The sequence below is a fragment of the Pseudomonas sp. RIT288 genome (assembly GCF_000631985.1).
In the GTDB taxonomy this organism is placed as follows: Bacteria; Pseudomonadota; Gammaproteobacteria; order Pseudomonadales; family Pseudomonadaceae; genus Aquipseudomonas.
Genome location: NZ_JFYN01000001.1, coordinates 596,024 through 610,016 on the forward strand (window position 1 = coordinate 596,024; position 13,993 = coordinate 610,016).

Sequence of the window (13,993 nt, forward strand, 5' to 3'; positions counted from 1 at the left end):
ACGATAGGCAGGCGGGATGACGGTTTGATGAAGGCCACCGCCGAAAAGCAAAAGATCGCAGCCTTCGGCAGCTCCTACAGAGATCGGTGTAGGAGCTGCCGAAGGCTGCGATCTTCAGATCTTAATCATCCAGCGCTTTCACGGCCTTGGGCGACAAGCGCAAGCTGCGCAGGCTGCGCTTCACGCTCTTCAGATGATTGACCAGGCTCGGCCCACGCGCCATGGCCACGCCCATCGCCAGCACGTCGATTACCACCAGATGCGCGATTCGCGAGGTCAGCGGCGTATAGATTTCGGTGTCTTCGTGCACATCAATCGCCAGGTTGACGGTCGACAGCTCGGCCAGCGGTGTCTGGCTCGGGCACAGAGTGATCAACGACGCGCCGCTCTCGCGAACGAGGTTGGCGGTGATCAGCAGATCCTTGGAGCGCCCGGACTGGGAAATGCAGATCGCCACATCGGTCGGCTTCAACGTCACCGCCGACATCGCCTGCATGTGCGGGTCGGAATACGCCGCCGCCGTCAGCAGCAAACGAAAGAACTTGTGCTGCGCATCCGCCGCCACCGCGCCTGACGCACCAAAGCCATAGAACTCGACGCGCTGCGCCTGGGACATCAGCGTCACCGCGCGCTGCAATTCCACCGGATCGAGCTTCTCGCGAACCTCCATCAGGGTGTGCAACGTGGTGTCGAAAATTTTCAGGCTGTAGTCGGCAACCGAGTCGTCTTCGTGGATCGCGAACTGGCCGAAGCTGGCACCGGCGGCCAGGCTTTGCGCCAGTTTGAGCTTGAGATCCTGAAAACCGGAGCAGCCGATGGCCCGGCAGAAACGCACAATGGTCGGCTCGCTGATACCGACGCTGTGGGCCAGGTCGGCCATGGAACTGTGCATCACGGCCGCAGGGTCAAGCAGCACGTGGTCGGCGACCTTGAGCTCCGACTTGCGTAACAGGTGACGTGACTGGGCGATGTGTTGCAGCAGATTCAAGGGGCTGGACTCTTCTTATGGGCAAGGATGTAGCACGCTTGTAGTTATACTACATGAATTGGCTTTTTGCCTGCTCAATGCATAACTCCATGTCCCCGTATCAGGCGCGATGGAGTGCATGTAGCCTTTAAAGCGGATTCCCCTGTTCGCGCAGAAGCCCGGCCAGACGGTCGGCCTCCACTGGGCGACTGATCAGATACCCCTGCACTTCGTCGCAGCGCTCGGCACGTAAAAATTCCAGCTGCTCTTGCCGCTCGACTCCCTCAGCTACGACTTTCAATGACAGCCCGTGAGCCATGGCGATAATCGCCCGAGTGATCGCCGCATCCTCACTGCCCTGCCCCAATCCGCGAATGAACGCCTGATCGATCTTCACGTAATCCACTGGAATCCGTTTGAGGTAACTCAGTGACGAATAGCCAGTGCCGAAGTCATCGATCGCCAGCTTCACCCCCAGATCGCGTAATTGCTGGAAGGTCGCGATGATGTGTTCGACGCTGTCCAGCAGTTGACTCTCGGTGAGTTCCAGTTCGAGGTAGTGCGGCGCCAGCCCGGTTTCCTCCAGCACCTGGCGCACCAGACTGACCAGTTTGCCCTGACGCAGTTGATGCACCGACAGGTTCACCGAAACCCGAATCGGCGCCAGCCCCTGGCGCTGCCATTCGCACGCTTGCCAGCAGGCCTGGCGCAGTACGAATTCGCCGATCGGGCCGATCAGTCCGGTTTCCTCGGCCAGACCAATAAAATCCCCCGGCGGCACCCGGCCCATGCCTGGATGATCCCAGCGCACCAGCGCTTCCGCCGCATTCAGGCGCCCGGTTTGCAGGCATAGCTTCGGCTGGTAGAACACCTTGAGCTGTTTGTCTTCGATGGCTTTGCGCAGCTGGTTTTCCAGCTGCAAGCGCTCGAGCGTTCTGGCCTGCAGGCTGTCGGTGTAGAACTGGAAATTGTTGCCGCCCAGATGCTTGGCGTGTTGCATCGCCATGTTCGATTGACTGACCAGCGCAGAGATTTCCCGGGCGTTGTCCGGCAGCATGCTGATGCCCATCGAAGCACTGACCACCAGCTCATGCCCTTCGACCGTCAATGGCAGGCGCAGCTTGCTCGACAGCCGCGTGGCGACCCGCGCCAGGCTCGACAGGTTGCCGTAGGCATCGAACAGCACGGCAAATTCATCACCAGACAGTCGGGCGATGGTGTCGGCCTCCGGCAAGGCGTTGACCAGGCGTCGGGCCATTTTCTGCAACAGCTGATCCGCCACCTCGTGGCCGAGGCTGTCGTTGAGCAACTTGAAGCGATCGAGATTGATGTGCAGCAGCGCCAGACTGCGGCGCCCGCCCTGACGCACGCGCTGATGGGCTTCGTGCAGGCGTTCGCGGAACAGCGAGCGGTTGGCCAGCCCCGTCAGCTCATCGTAGTGGGTCAGGAAGCGCATGCGCTCCTCGGATTCTCGCCGCGCCGATAGATCGGCGAAGAAGCCGACGATATGACTCACATTTCCCCGACTGTCGCGCACCGCGTTGAGTTGCAGCCACTGCGGATACAGCTCGCCGTTCTTGCGGGTTTCCACCAACTCGCCCTGCCAACTGCCGTGCTGCTCCAGCGCGTGACGGATCGAAACGTAGTGCCGCCGCGCATCACGACTGCACGGCAGTTCGACGACGTTGCGCCCGAGCATGTCTTCGATGTCATAACCGGTGACACGGCTGAACGCCTGATTGATCGCGATCAAGGCGTAGTTCGGATCAAGAATGACGATGCCTTCGCTGGCCGCTTCGAACACCGTGGCCGCCAGTCGCTGCTGTTCTTCGAGGCTTTTACTCACGCTGATGTCGCGCCGGGTACCGACCATGCGGATCACCCGCCCACTGTCACTGCGCTCAACGGCACGGCCACGGTCTTCGATCCACACCCAATGACCGTCTCCGTGACGCACGCGGTATTCGATCTGATAGTCCTCGGTGCGCCCCTTCAGGTGCTCGATCAGTGCCTGCTTGAGCGACGGCACGTCCTCGGGGTGCAAGCGTGGCTTGAGGTCGCGCAGGATTGCCGTGACGTACTCGGGCGCGAGGCCGAACAGCTCCTGAATCTGCGTGTGATGGACTTCGTCGGTTTGCAGGTTCCAGTCCCACAGCCCCAGCTCACTGGCCTTCAACGCCAGGGCCAGACGGGCTTCGCTTTTGCTCAACGCCTGATTGGCCACGTCCAGTTCGCGGCTGCGCTGGGCCACCCGGTCTTCCAGTTCGACCTGCGCCTCACGCAATTTGCCCTCGGCACAGCGCCGCTGCTCGATCTCCTTGGCCAGCGCCTGATTGAGCTGCTCGCTGCGGTTCTGCGCTTGCTGCAGGTGTTCGATCAGGTGCTGATTCTGAAAGCGCCGCAGCAAGCCGCGATCAATCAGCCGATTGACCTGCCAGGCGACCACGCTCAGCGAACCGAGCAGAATCAGCCCGAGCCAGCCCCAACCGCGCGCCTGCTCATCACCGCCCCAGAACAGGTAGCCGATCGCCGGCAGCAGGCACGGCAAGGTAAAGGACAGAAACGCCGGCAGGCTGACAGCGTAGGCAACGCTGGCCGATAACGTCGCGGCGCCGATCAGGCCGAACACCCAGGCTTGCTGCATGAAGTTGTCGGCGGGCACCAGCGCGATACCGGCGCCGGCCAGGGTCAGACCGGTCATGGTCGAGCCGAGCAGGAACATGCGGAACCAGATCGGCTGAGCCTGGCGATCCGGGATCGCCGAATCGAACGCCGCGACCTGTATTACCCGCAGTGCCACCAGCGACAACAACCAGACCAGCCAGATGCTGACCACGAAATAGCGCTGCGGGCTCCAGAGCAAAGCGGCGCAGACCAGACCATTGAGCAACATGAACATCGTCGGCAGCAGCGAGCCCTGATACAGCAGGCGCGTGCGTTCGACCGCCATTTCGACGGCGTAATGCTTGCGGATGACCCGGGGTTCCACAGAGGGGCCCGACAGGTCTGAGCTGAGGGTCTTGTGCAATGTTGTTGTTCTTATAAGAGTGAGCAAGGGCCCGAAACGTGGACGGAGCATACACAAGCCGATCCCGTTGCCAAACTGCTCCAGATCATAATTTGCCGGAAACTTTCCCCCGTCCGATCACCGGCAAAACCCGCAGAGCGAGGCAGGCCAAAGCCTGTAGCCAGTGACCGACCGGTCGTCATCGACGGCGCTTTCATCGGCTAATGCAAAGCTCGGTTTGCCGGGGCCTGCGGCGCACCCTAGAATGCCCCGATGCGCGATGATCTCTCCCTTCTGCTGAACTCCCTCAACGATGCCCAACGCCAGGCCGTAGCAGCCCCCGTTGGCCGTCAGTTGGTCCTGGCCGGTGCCGGCTCCGGTAAAACCCGAGTGCTGGTGCACCGTATCGCCTGGTTGATCCAGGTCGAAAACGCCTCGCCCCACTCCATTCTGTCGGTGACTTTCACCAACAAGGCCGCTGCCGAGATGCGTCATCGCATCGAGCAATTGCTGGGTATCAACCCGGCCGGCATGTGGGTCGGCACCTTCCACGGCCTGGCGCACCGCTTGCTGCGGGCGCACTGGCAGGAAGCTGGCTTGAGCCAGACTTTCCAGATTCTCGACAGCGACGACCAGCAGCGACTGGTCAAGCGGGTGATCCGCGAGCTGGGGCTGGACGAGCAACGCTGGCCGGCCCGACAGGCCCAGTGGTTCATCAACGGGCAGAAAGATGAAGGTCTGCGCCCGCAACACATTCAGGCCAGCGGCGACTTGTACCTGGCGACCATGCGCGGCATTTACGAAGCCTACGAGGCGGCCTGCCAGCGCGCCGGCGTCATCGACTTCTCCGAACTGCTGCTGCGCGCCCTCGACCTGTGGCGCGATCACCCGGGTCTGCTGGCGCACTATCAGAAGCGCTTCCGCCACATCCTCGTCGACGAGTTCCAGGACACCAACGCCGTGCAGTACGCCTGGTTGCGCCTGCTCGGCAAGGGCGGCGACAGCCTGATGGTGGTCGGCGACGACGACCAGTCGATCTACGGCTGGCGCGGGGCGAAAATCGAGAACATTCATCAGTACTCGTCCGACTTCCCGGATTCGGTGACCATTCGTCTCGAGCAGAACTACCGCTCCACCGCCGGCATCCTCAAGGCGGCCAACGCCTTGATCGCCAACAATACCGGGCGTCTGGGCAAAGAGCTGTGGACCGACGGTGGCGACGGTGAAGCAATCAACCTGTACGCCGCGTTCAACGAACACGACGAAGCACGCTACGTTGTCGAGACCATCGAAAGCGCGCTGAAAACCGGCCTGGCCCGTAGCGATATCGCGATTCTCTACCGCTCCAACGCCCAATCGCGCGTTCTCGAAGAAGCCTTGCTGCGCGAGCGCATTCCGTACCGCATCTATGGCGGCCAGCGCTTCTTCGAGCGCGCGGAAATCAAGAATGCCATGGCCTACCTGCGCCTGCTCGAAGGCCGTGGCAACGATGCCGCGCTGGAGCGGGTCATCAACGTCCCGGCCCGCGGCATTGGCGAAAAAACCGTCGAAGCGATCCGCGACCATGCACGTCACAGCGATGTGTCGATGTGGGAAGCGATGCGCCAACTGGTCGCCAATAAAGGCCTGACCGGTCGCGCCGCGGGCGCCTTGGGTGCGTTTATCGAGCTGATCGAGAACCTTGCCGCCAAGTGCATGGAGATGCCGCTGCACTTGATGACCCAGACCGTCATCGAGCAATCGGGGCTGATCGCCTATCACGAAGCGGAAAAAGGCGAGAAAGGCCAGGCCCGGGTGGAAAACCTTGAGGAACTGGTCAGCGCCGCGCGCAACTTCGAAAACACCGAAGAAGACGAAGAGTTGACGCCACTGGCGGCATTCCTCGGCCACGCGTCGCTGGAAGCCGGCGACACTCAAGCCGACGAGCACGAAGACAGCATTCAGCTGATGACCCTGCACAGCGCCAAAGGCCTGGAATTCCCTTACGTGTTCCTCGTGGGCATGGAAGAAGGCCTGTTCCCGCACAAGATGAGCCTGGAAGAACCGGGTCGTCTGGAAGAAGAGCGCCGCCTCGCCTATGTGGGCATCACCCGGGCCATGCAGAATCTGGTGATGACCTATGCTGAAACCCGGCGCCTGTACGGCAGCGAAACCTACAACAAGGTCTCGCGTTTCGTCCGTGAAGTGCCGAAGGGGCTGATTCAGGAAGTACGCCTGTCGAACAGCGTCAGCCGACCGTTCGGCGGCAACCAGTCGATGAGCGGCAGCAACCTGTTCAGCGGCAGCGAGATCCCGGAAACCGGCTTCAGCCTCGGTCAGACCGTGCGCCATTCAATCTTCGGCGACGGCGTGATCCTCAACTTCGAAGGTTCCGGCGCGCAGGCGCGGGTGCAGGTGAACTTCAGCGAAGGCAGCAAGTGGCTGATGCTGGGGTACGCCAAGCTGGAAGCTATCTAAGAGCGGAAAGATCGCAGCCTTCGGCAGCTCCTACAGGGGTGGCGTACTTATGCAGGAGCTGCCGCAGGCTGCGATCTTTTGATTTACAACCCATTCGGGAAAGGACAGTGCAGTGGGCTCAGGCTTCTTCTCTTCCTGGACATTCTGGGCCCTGCTCTCGGCGACTTTTGCCGCGCTGACGGCGATCTTCGCCAAGATCGGCATCGAAAACGTCAACTCCGACTTCGCCACCCTGTTGCGCACCATCGTGGTATTGGTCAGCCTGGCCTTGATTTTGTACGCGACGGGCCAATATCAGTCACTGGGATCAATTTCCGCCAAGAGCTATCTATTCCTGCTGTTGTCCGGTCTGGGTACCGGCGCATCGTGGCTGTGCTACTTCCGCGCGCTGAAAGTCGGCCCGGCTTCGCTGGTTGCGCCAGTGGACAAGCTCAGCGTGGTACTGGTGGCGGTGCTCGGCGTGATTCTGCTGGGCGAGAAGCTCGACCTGCGCCAATGGGGCGGCATCGGCCTGATCACCGCCGGCGTCGTGATGTTGGCGCTGCGTCGATAAGCAAGTTTCCCGCTGAACCTATCCCATTTTCCTACAGACAAAAGTACATGGCCTTATTGCTTCGACGGAGCTGAACGTAACCTGTCAGGCAAAAGCCCGAAACACTCTCTCGCTAGCCAGTAACACTTCAGCTGTGCAACATGGCGCGCGTGTCTCCACAAACGGGAATTCCCTTTATGAAACGTTTTCTTAGCATCGCCATGGCGTTGTGCATCGGCCTGACGATGAGCCTCGACGCCAACGCCAAGCGCTTTGGTGGTGGCAAAAGCGCCGGCGCTGCGCCGACGCACCAGACCAGCCAGATGGCTCCTTCTTCCCCAGGCATGGGCGGCGCAGCAGCGACCGCTGGTGCTGCCGGCGCTGCCGGTGCCGCGGCCAAGGCCGGTGGCGCTTCGAAATGGCTCGGCCCGCTGGCCGGTATCGCCGCCGGTGGCCTGCTCGCGTCCATGTTCATGGGCGGCGGCTTCCAGGGCATGCAGATCTTCGACATCCTGATCATGGCCGTGATCGCGTTCGTGATCTTCCGCTTCATCGCCGCTCGTCGACGCAAGCAGCAGGAGCACCTGGCTCCGGCCGGCGCGCCGATGCAGCGTGAAGTGTTCGAGCAGAAGCCTGCTGCGATGGGCTCGATCTTCGGTGGTTCGGCCGCGCCGGTTGCCGCTCGTCCGGTGATCAACGCACCGGCCTGGTTCAACGAGCAGAACTTCCTTGCCGCCGCGCGCAGCCACTTCCAGTCGCTGCAGCAGCACTGGGACGCCAACGAAATGGACAAGATCGCCGAGTTCGTGACCCCGCAAATGCTCGACTTCCTCAAGCGTGAGCGTGCGGATCTGGGCGACGGCTTCCAGTCGACCTACATCGACAACCTGCAGGTACAGCTGGACGGCGTGGATGATCGTGCCGACAAGACCATCGCCACCCTGACCTTCAGCGGCGTGTCGAAAACCTCGCGTTTCGACCAGGGCGAAGTGTTCAGCGAAAGCTGGAACATGGAACGTCCACAGGGCGAAAACCAGCCTTGGCTGGTGGCCGGTATCCGCCAGAACGGCTGATCCCCTGCGCGTTACGCATGTGGTAATAAAAAACCCCGGCCTCGGCCGGGGTTTTCTATTTCGCAGTTGCATCTATAGCGAGCTACTGTATAAACCGGCCCATATAAACCGCGCCATTCAAGCAAGAGGATCCCGGACGTGGAAGAAATCATCGAACAACTGCGCGAAGCCAACGAACCCGTACCGGTTCCACTGGAGTTGCCCGACGAAGACCAATTGGTGGAGATCGAAGAAGAACTCTTCATCAACATCCCGTTCGTCTTCAAAGAGTTTCTGCTGACCGTCAGTGATGTGGTTTACGGCAGCCTCGAGCCGGTGACCGTCACCGACCCGCAATCACACACCTACCTGCCGGATGTCGCGGCCAACGCCTGGGACATCGGCGTACCGCGCGACCTGATCCCGATCTGCCAGGACGGCGACAACTACTACTGCGTCGAAGAAGACGGCACCGTGGTGCTGTGGTCCGGCGAAGAAGAGCTGATCACCGAAGAGTCCTGGGAATCGGTGTGGCACTGGGCGCGGGACGTCTGGCTGGAAAGCTGAGTCTCCAGACGTCCGGGCCGGTCAGTGTCCCGACGACTCCTTGTGGTTGTCGAGGGTTTCCAGCAGAGCTACCTGCATCCGCGTGTGCACGCGGATGAACCAGCGCCAGAGCAGCGCCGCTACGGCGGCCGCCACCACGGCGACCAGCACCAGCAGCTTGTTGGTCGGCAGGATACTGGCCGACAAGGCTGCCAGCAGCAGAAAAATCACCAGCAGCGAGAGGATCGGGATCACTTCGGAGATTACCCGCCGTACTCGCTGCGTGTGCCGCCCGGCCATCTCCGGCTTCACGCCCATCTCCGCCAACAGCATCGACAGCGCCTTGAGCTTGCGATACGCCGCGATCAGGAACGGCAGCGACAGCAGCAGCGCCCCGCCCCAGATCAACGCCTTCTGCCAGCTTGGATCAGCGATCCAGTCCTGCATCCACACTGACAGCCGCCCGGCGAAGAACGCGCCGCTGAAGAAGATCGCGACCACCAGCGCCAGATTGACCCCGACCTGCAACAGGATCCGTCGGATCATCGCCGCCAGCATCGCGCCCTCGCCTTGCGGCTGAATGCTGCGCAGCCATTCGCCATACATGCCAAACACCCGGCCCAGACGCTTGGGCACCGCCGCCGAGAGCTTGATCGACAGCGGGTCAGCCGCACGGATCAGATACGGCGTCAGCAACGTGGTGATCACCGACACCGCCACTGCGACGGGATAAAGGAAGTTGCTGGTGACCTGCAGCGTCATCCCGAGCGCCGCGATGATGAAGGAAAATTCGCCGATCTGTGACAGCCCCATCCCGACCCGCAGTGAGGTGCGTCCGTCATTGCCGGCGATAAACGCCCCGAGGCCGCAGGACAACATCTTGCCGAGCACCACCGCTACGGTAATTACCGCAATCGGCCACGCGTATTGCAGCAGGATCATCGGATCGAGCATCAGGCCGATGGCGACGAAGAAAATTGCACTGAACAAGTCGCGAACCGGCTCGATCAGGCGTTCGATCTTCAGCAGTTGCCGCGACTCGGCCATGATCGCGCCGATCAGGAAGGCGCCGAGCACCATGCTGTATTCGAGCTTGACCACGAGCAGGCAGAAGCCAAAACACAGACCGAGCACGGTGATCAACAGCATCTCGTTGCTTTCGAATTTGGCGACATAAGCCAACAGACGCGGCACCAGCAGAATGCCGACCACCAGCGCGACGATCATGAACAACGACAGTTTTCCGACCGTGGAAAACACTTCGCCCGAGCTGACCGTGCCGCTGACGGCGATGCTCGACAGCAAGGCGATGATGCCGATGCCGAGGATGTCCTCGACGATCAGTACGCCGAAGATCAGCTGCGCGAAGCGCTCGTTTTTCATCTTCAGATCGTTGAGCGCCTTGACGATGATGGTGGTCGAGGAGATTGCCAGAATCGCGCCGAGGAACAGCGAGTCCATGGTGTTCCAGTCGAACCAGCGGCCGATTTCGTAGCCGATCCAGATCATCAGGACGATTTCGAGGAACGCCGCGATAAACGCCGTGGCACCGACCTTGAACAACTTGCGCAGACTGAATTCGAGACCGAGGCAGAACATCAGGAAGATCACCCCCAGCTCGGCGAGGGTCTTGATGGTTTCTTCGTCGTGGATCAGGCCGAACGGCGGTGTGTGCGGGCCGATGATGAAACCGGCGACGATGTAGCCGAGCACCACCGGCTGCTTGAAGCGGTGAAACAGCACGGTAACCACACCTGCGACCAACATGATCACTGCCAGGTCCTGAATAAAGCTGATGGCATGCATGGTGTGGGCTCCTTGTATGACGTGACCCGCCGTCAGACTTCAGAAAGTCTCTGAGCGAGTTGAGTAAAAATCCGCTTTTCGTGTAGGAATTGCCCTTGGGAAGGGCCTTTTGCAGGTTAACACCGCGACTTCCGGCTGGAAGGCGGTGCAATATAAGGAAACAGATCGGTCGCAGCGTGACGGCAGCCAGTCGTCTGGCGTCCCGATAACGGTGCTTTTGAAAAAACCACCAGGCACCCGCAGAGGTGCGTCCAGCCAATCCAGCCTTGATCCGTGAGAACGTTATGGAACCCGGAAACGCCCAACTGTCGATGACGGTATTGATGACCCCCGACATGGCCAACTTCTCTGGCAATGTCCACGGCGGTACCCTGCTCAAATACCTCGACGAAGTGGCCTACGCCTGCGCGAGCCGCTATGCCGGCCGCTACGTGGTAACGCTGTCGGTGGATCAGGTGATTTTCCGCGAGCCGATCCATGTCGGCGAGCTGGTGACCTTCCTCGCGTCGGTCAACTACACCGGCAACACCTCGATGGAAGTCGGCATCAAAGTGGTGACCGAAAACATCCGCGAACGCTCGGTGCGCCACACCAACAGCTGCTTCTTCACCATGGTTGCGGTGGATGACCAGCGCAAACCGGCCGCCGTGCCGCCGCTGCAACCGCAGAACAGCGAAGACAAGCGTCGTTATATGCAGGCGCAGCAGCGTCGGCAGATTCGCCAGGAACTGGAGAAGCGCTACCAGGAGATCAAGGGCGACGCTTAAAGCAAAAGATCGCAGCCTGCGGCGGCTCCTACAGGGGATTAATGTTCACCCTGCAGGAGCTGCCGCAGGCTGCGATCTTTTGAACGATAACGCGATTACAGACTGATCGCGGTCGCCTCGAACTTCACCCGCGGATGCGCGATCCGGTCCTGCGCCCGCACCAGTTGCAGCTCATAACTGGCACACGCCTGGGTTTCCAGCAGTACCTCATGCACCGCCGCTGCGGTGAATTCAAACGCCGCCACCAGACTGTCGCCGAGCAGCACCCGCGCCAGGAACAAACCGGAGGTCAGATCGCCCACGCCCACCGGCTGACGCGGAAACGCCAGCAGCGGACGGCGCAGGTGCCAGCTTTCATCAGCGGTCACCAACAGCATCTCGAAACCGTCCGCCGGCTTGCCCGGATAATCCAGATGCTTGACCAGCACCGCTTTCGGCCCGCGTGCCAGCAACGCCCGAGCCATCGCCAGGCAGTCGAACAGCGACTGCGGCTTGCGCCCGGAGAAGCTGTCCAGCTCCAGTTGGTTCGGGCACATGATGTCCGCCACCGCAGCGGCTTCCTCCAGCAGGAAATCGCTGACTTCGGCCGGCACACTGCAGCCCTTCTCCGGATGGCCCATCACCGGGTCGCACAGGTACAACGCCTTCGGATTGACCGACTTGATGCGCTCGACGCCACTGAGAATCGCCCGGCCCTGCGCCGCGCTGCCCAGATAACCGGAAAGCACGGCGTCGCAGTTGCCCAGTTCGCCAATGGCGGCAATGCCTTCGACCAGTTCGGGGATCTGGTGCGGCGCCAGCACTTCACCGGCCCACTGCCCGTACTGGGTGTGATTGGAAAACTGCACGGTGTTGAGCGGCCAGACATTCACCCCGACCCGCTGCATCGGAAACACGGCGGCGCTGTTGCCGGCGTGGCCGAAGACCACATGGGACTGGATGGCGAGCAGATGAGGCGTACGTTTCATTCGGGTTATTCCGTAAAACGATTGAAATTCAAGCCGCGCAGTATGCGACGAAACACAGCCTGTACGACAGACCGGCGACGCAGTTAAGCTGAGCTTATCTTTTGGAGTTTCCTGTTGATGCTGACCCTCGAAAACATCTTCGTGCTGATGCTGTTCGCCGCTGCCGGCGCATGGTTATGGCACAACCACGGCTTGCGCGAGCGGGCGCTGGAGCGGGTCAAGCAGCATTGCCTCAACGTCGGCGTCGAACTGCTGGACGGTAACGTCGCGTTGAAAAAAATCGGTCTGATCAAGGATGCCAGCGGGCGTCGGCGCCTGGCCCGGGTCTATAACTTCGAGTTCACTGTGACCGGCGAAACCCGGCACAACGGCACCGTCACCCAGTTTGGCGCGCACAGCGCACAGATCGAGCTGGCGCCCTACCCGGCGCCGTTCGACGATACGCCGCCGGTGGTCGAAGTTACCCGCCCACGGGCCGAAGTGATCGAGTTGAGCCAGTGGCGTCAGGAACACAACAAGTGGAAGCCTTGAGCTAACCCGCCTGCACCCGGCATTGCGCCATGCCTGACTGCAAATCATCGATACGTTGCGCATCGGCAAAGATCAGCTCTATACGTGAATCCCGTCGCCACTCGCTGGGTTGCCAATCCAGTTCAGAGTTATCCACGGCATTGGCCGACACCCAGCCCCCAGCGCTGTGGATAACCAGTTTCGCCCGCCGCCAGTTCAGGCTCTGCAGCCATTGGCTCAGACGTTGCGTATCGAACGTCTGCCCCGGGTGCCAACGCCAGCCGATGCTCCAACCGCCCTCTTGTGCCTGACTCAGGCAGATCGGCGATGCCGGGTCGCTCCAGAGCGCCGGAATCGGTCCCAACCCCTGCGGCACAACAAGGCTATCCACACCCGCCATTGCTTGCGCCGTCACACCCGGCAACTCGCGTAAAGACAGTTGCGCCTGCTGCGTCCAGATCAGTTTGACTGCCGGCAAACGTTCGGCGATGGTCTGCCGTGCAGCCTCATCCAGACTTTCTGCCTTGTTCAGCAACAGCAGACCGGCGCTGCCCAAAGCCTCCTGCTGAGCGGGCGGCAACGGTTTCCCGGCTGCCAGCGCCTGGGCATCCAGCACGAATACACAGGGCTGCAGCGCCAGCACACCCAACCACGGCGCTTCGCTTAACTGCTTGAGCAACTGCGCCGGATGGCCCAGTCCGGACGGCTCAATGAACAGCCGATCCGGCCTGGCCTTGCGCAGCAAACGGCCGAGGCCGATCTGAAACGGCGCACCATTCACGCAACACAGACACCCTCCGGCGACTTCGCCCAGTGCGATACCATCGGCGTCGCGGGTCAGCAACGCAGCATCAAGGCCGATCTGACCGAACTCGTTGATCAGCACCGCCCAGCGCTCGCCGTCCGGCCGTTGGGCCATGAGCTGGCGAATCAGGCTGGTCTTGCCGGCGCCCAAAGGGCCGGCGATGACATGGGTAGGAATGTTCTGCAACATGACGGGGAGTTTTCTTAGGAGATTGGACATGCGTTGGATGGGATGGTCATTGCTATTGATGCTGCTGTCGAGCGAAGCATGGGCCCAGGCTTGCGTGGTGCACAGCCAGGGTGAGCGACTCGACGTTAAAGTCTGCCAGCAGAACCGCAATATTCCCCAGAAGCTGTTCAGCGACGGCTTCTGCCAACCGACTCTGGCCGGGCAGAAAGTCGAGGTGCAGTACGTCGATCAATGCCCGAGCGGCGCGTTCGGCGTGTGCAGCAACGCGCAAGTCGCCAATATGCCCTATCACCAGGATATCCACTATTACGGCGTCGCCTCCGACGCGGCGTATTTACAGCCGTACTGCGAAGGCCAGAGCCAGGGCAAGTGGCTCAAGCCTTGAGC

12 protein-coding genes are annotated in these 13,993 nt (G+C 61.2%); 7 read left to right on the top strand and 5 right to left on the bottom strand.

The genetic code is table 11. The features are described from left to right. Nucleotides 1-121: 121 nt before the first annotated feature. Together hexR and BW33_RS02685 are read right to left on the bottom strand one after the other, a co-directional pair. On the bottom strand, nucleotides 122-988 hold the full coding sequence (gene hexR / locus BW33_RS02680; protein ID WP_007962240.1) for a transcriptional regulator HexR: 867 nt from the start codon (nucleotides 986-988) through the stop codon (nucleotides 122-124). 127 nt (nucleotides 989-1,115) lie between these two features. Further along, complete coding sequence (locus BW33_RS02685; RefSeq protein ID WP_052032673.1) at nucleotides 1,116-4,046, bottom strand: GGDEF domain-containing phosphodiesterase; 2,931 nt, start codon at nucleotides 4,044-4,046, stop codon at nucleotides 1,116-1,118. 201 nt (nucleotides 4,047-4,247) lie between these two features. On the opposite strand from BW33_RS02685, the gene uvrD reads away from it, so the two are divergent. From uvrD to BW33_RS02705, 4 genes are all read left to right on the top strand, one after another. Further along, a complete protein-coding gene (gene uvrD / locus BW33_RS02690) occupies nucleotides 4,248-6,431 on the top strand; it encodes a DNA helicase II (RefSeq protein ID WP_047596910.1) in 2,184 nt (727 codons plus the stop codon). A gap of 112 nt (nucleotides 6,432-6,543) precedes the next feature. Further along, entirely contained in the window at nucleotides 6,544-6,984 is a 441-nt protein-coding gene (locus tag BW33_RS02695) for an EamA family transporter (RefSeq protein WP_027610340.1), read from the top strand. A gap of 176 nt (nucleotides 6,985-7,160) precedes the next feature. After that, nucleotides 7,161-8,036, top strand: coding sequence for a Tim44 domain-containing protein (locus tag BW33_RS02700; RefSeq protein WP_007962237.1), 876 nt, complete (start codon nucleotides 7,161-7,163; stop codon nucleotides 8,034-8,036). Between the two features lie 138 nt (nucleotides 8,037-8,174). Beyond that, nucleotides 8,175-8,582 (top strand): SMI1/KNR4 family protein, encoded by a 408-nt coding sequence (locus BW33_RS02705; protein ID WP_047596914.1) that lies wholly within the window; start codon nucleotides 8,175-8,177, stop codon nucleotides 8,580-8,582. 21 nt (nucleotides 8,583-8,603) lie between these two features. Here the strand turns inward: BW33_RS02705 and BW33_RS02710 are convergent, their stop codons facing one another. Then, complete coding sequence (locus BW33_RS02710; RefSeq protein ID WP_047596915.1) at nucleotides 8,604-10,367, bottom strand: cation:proton antiporter; 1,764 nt, start codon at nucleotides 10,365-10,367, stop codon at nucleotides 8,604-8,606. 284 nt (nucleotides 10,368-10,651) lie between these two features. On the opposite strand from BW33_RS02710, the gene BW33_RS02715 reads away from it, so the two are divergent. Further along, complete coding sequence (locus BW33_RS02715) at nucleotides 10,652-11,134, top strand: acyl-CoA thioesterase (RefSeq protein WP_003229693.1); 483 nt, start codon at nucleotides 10,652-10,654, stop codon at nucleotides 11,132-11,134. A 95-nt stretch (nucleotides 11,135-11,229) separates the two neighbouring features. Here the strand turns inward: BW33_RS02715 and pdxY are convergent, their stop codons facing one another. After that, nucleotides 11,230-12,102, bottom strand: a complete 873-nt coding sequence (pdxY, locus tag BW33_RS02720) for a pyridoxal kinase PdxY (protein WP_027610337.1) — start codon at nucleotides 12,100-12,102, stop codon at nucleotides 11,230-11,232. Nucleotides 12,103-12,219: 117 nt separating this feature from the next. On the opposite strand from pdxY, the gene BW33_RS02725 reads away from it, so the two are divergent. Next, a complete protein-coding gene (locus tag BW33_RS02725) occupies nucleotides 12,220-12,633 on the top strand; it encodes a DUF3301 domain-containing protein (protein ID WP_047596916.1) in 414 nt (137 codons plus the stop codon). Nucleotide 12,634: 1 nt separating this feature from the next. Here BW33_RS02725 and BW33_RS02730 read toward each other — a convergent pair whose 3' ends face one another. After that, nucleotides 12,635-13,606, bottom strand: coding sequence for a CobW family GTP-binding protein (locus BW33_RS02730; RefSeq protein WP_047596917.1), 972 nt, complete (start codon nucleotides 13,604-13,606; stop codon nucleotides 12,635-12,637). 28 nt (nucleotides 13,607-13,634) lie between these two features. Between BW33_RS02730 and BW33_RS02735 the strand changes: the two genes are divergently transcribed. Continuing rightward, nucleotides 13,635-13,991 (top strand): hypothetical protein, encoded by a 357-nt coding sequence (locus tag BW33_RS02735; RefSeq protein ID WP_047596918.1) that lies wholly within the window; start codon nucleotides 13,635-13,637, stop codon nucleotides 13,989-13,991. Nucleotides 13,992-13,993: the final 2 nt, after the last annotated feature.

Excerpts from the sequence above, each read along its gene's own strand:
- BW33_RS02685 (WP_052032673.1), bottom strand. The coding sequence starts at position 4,046 with ATGCTCCGTCCACGTTTCGGGCCCTTGCTCACTCTTATAAGAACAACA.
- uvrD (WP_047596910.1), top strand. The coding sequence starts at position 4,248 with ATGCGCGATGATCTCTCCCTTCTGCTGAACTCCCTCAACGATGCCCAA.
- BW33_RS02700 (WP_007962237.1), top strand. The coding sequence starts at position 7,161 with ATGAAACGTTTTCTTAGCATCGCCATGGCGTTGTGCATCGGCCTGACG.
- BW33_RS02710 (WP_047596915.1), bottom strand. The coding sequence starts at position 10,367 with ATGCATGCCATCAGCTTTATTCAGGACCTGGCAGTGATCATGTTGGTC.
- BW33_RS02715 (WP_003229693.1), top strand. The coding sequence starts at position 10,652 with ATGGAACCCGGAAACGCCCAACTGTCGATGACGGTATTGATGACCCCC.
- pdxY (WP_027610337.1), bottom strand. The coding sequence starts at position 12,102 with ATGAAACGTACGCCTCATCTGCTCGCCATCCAGTCCCATGTGGTCTTC.
- BW33_RS02725 (WP_047596916.1), top strand. The coding sequence starts at position 12,220 with ATGCTGACCCTCGAAAACATCTTCGTGCTGATGCTGTTCGCCGCTGCC.
- BW33_RS02730 (WP_047596917.1), bottom strand. The coding sequence starts at position 13,606 with ATGTTGCAGAACATTCCTACCCATGTCATCGCCGGCCCTTTGGGCGCC.
- BW33_RS02735 (WP_047596918.1), top strand. The coding sequence starts at position 13,635 with ATGCGTTGGATGGGATGGTCATTGCTATTGATGCTGCTGTCGAGCGAA.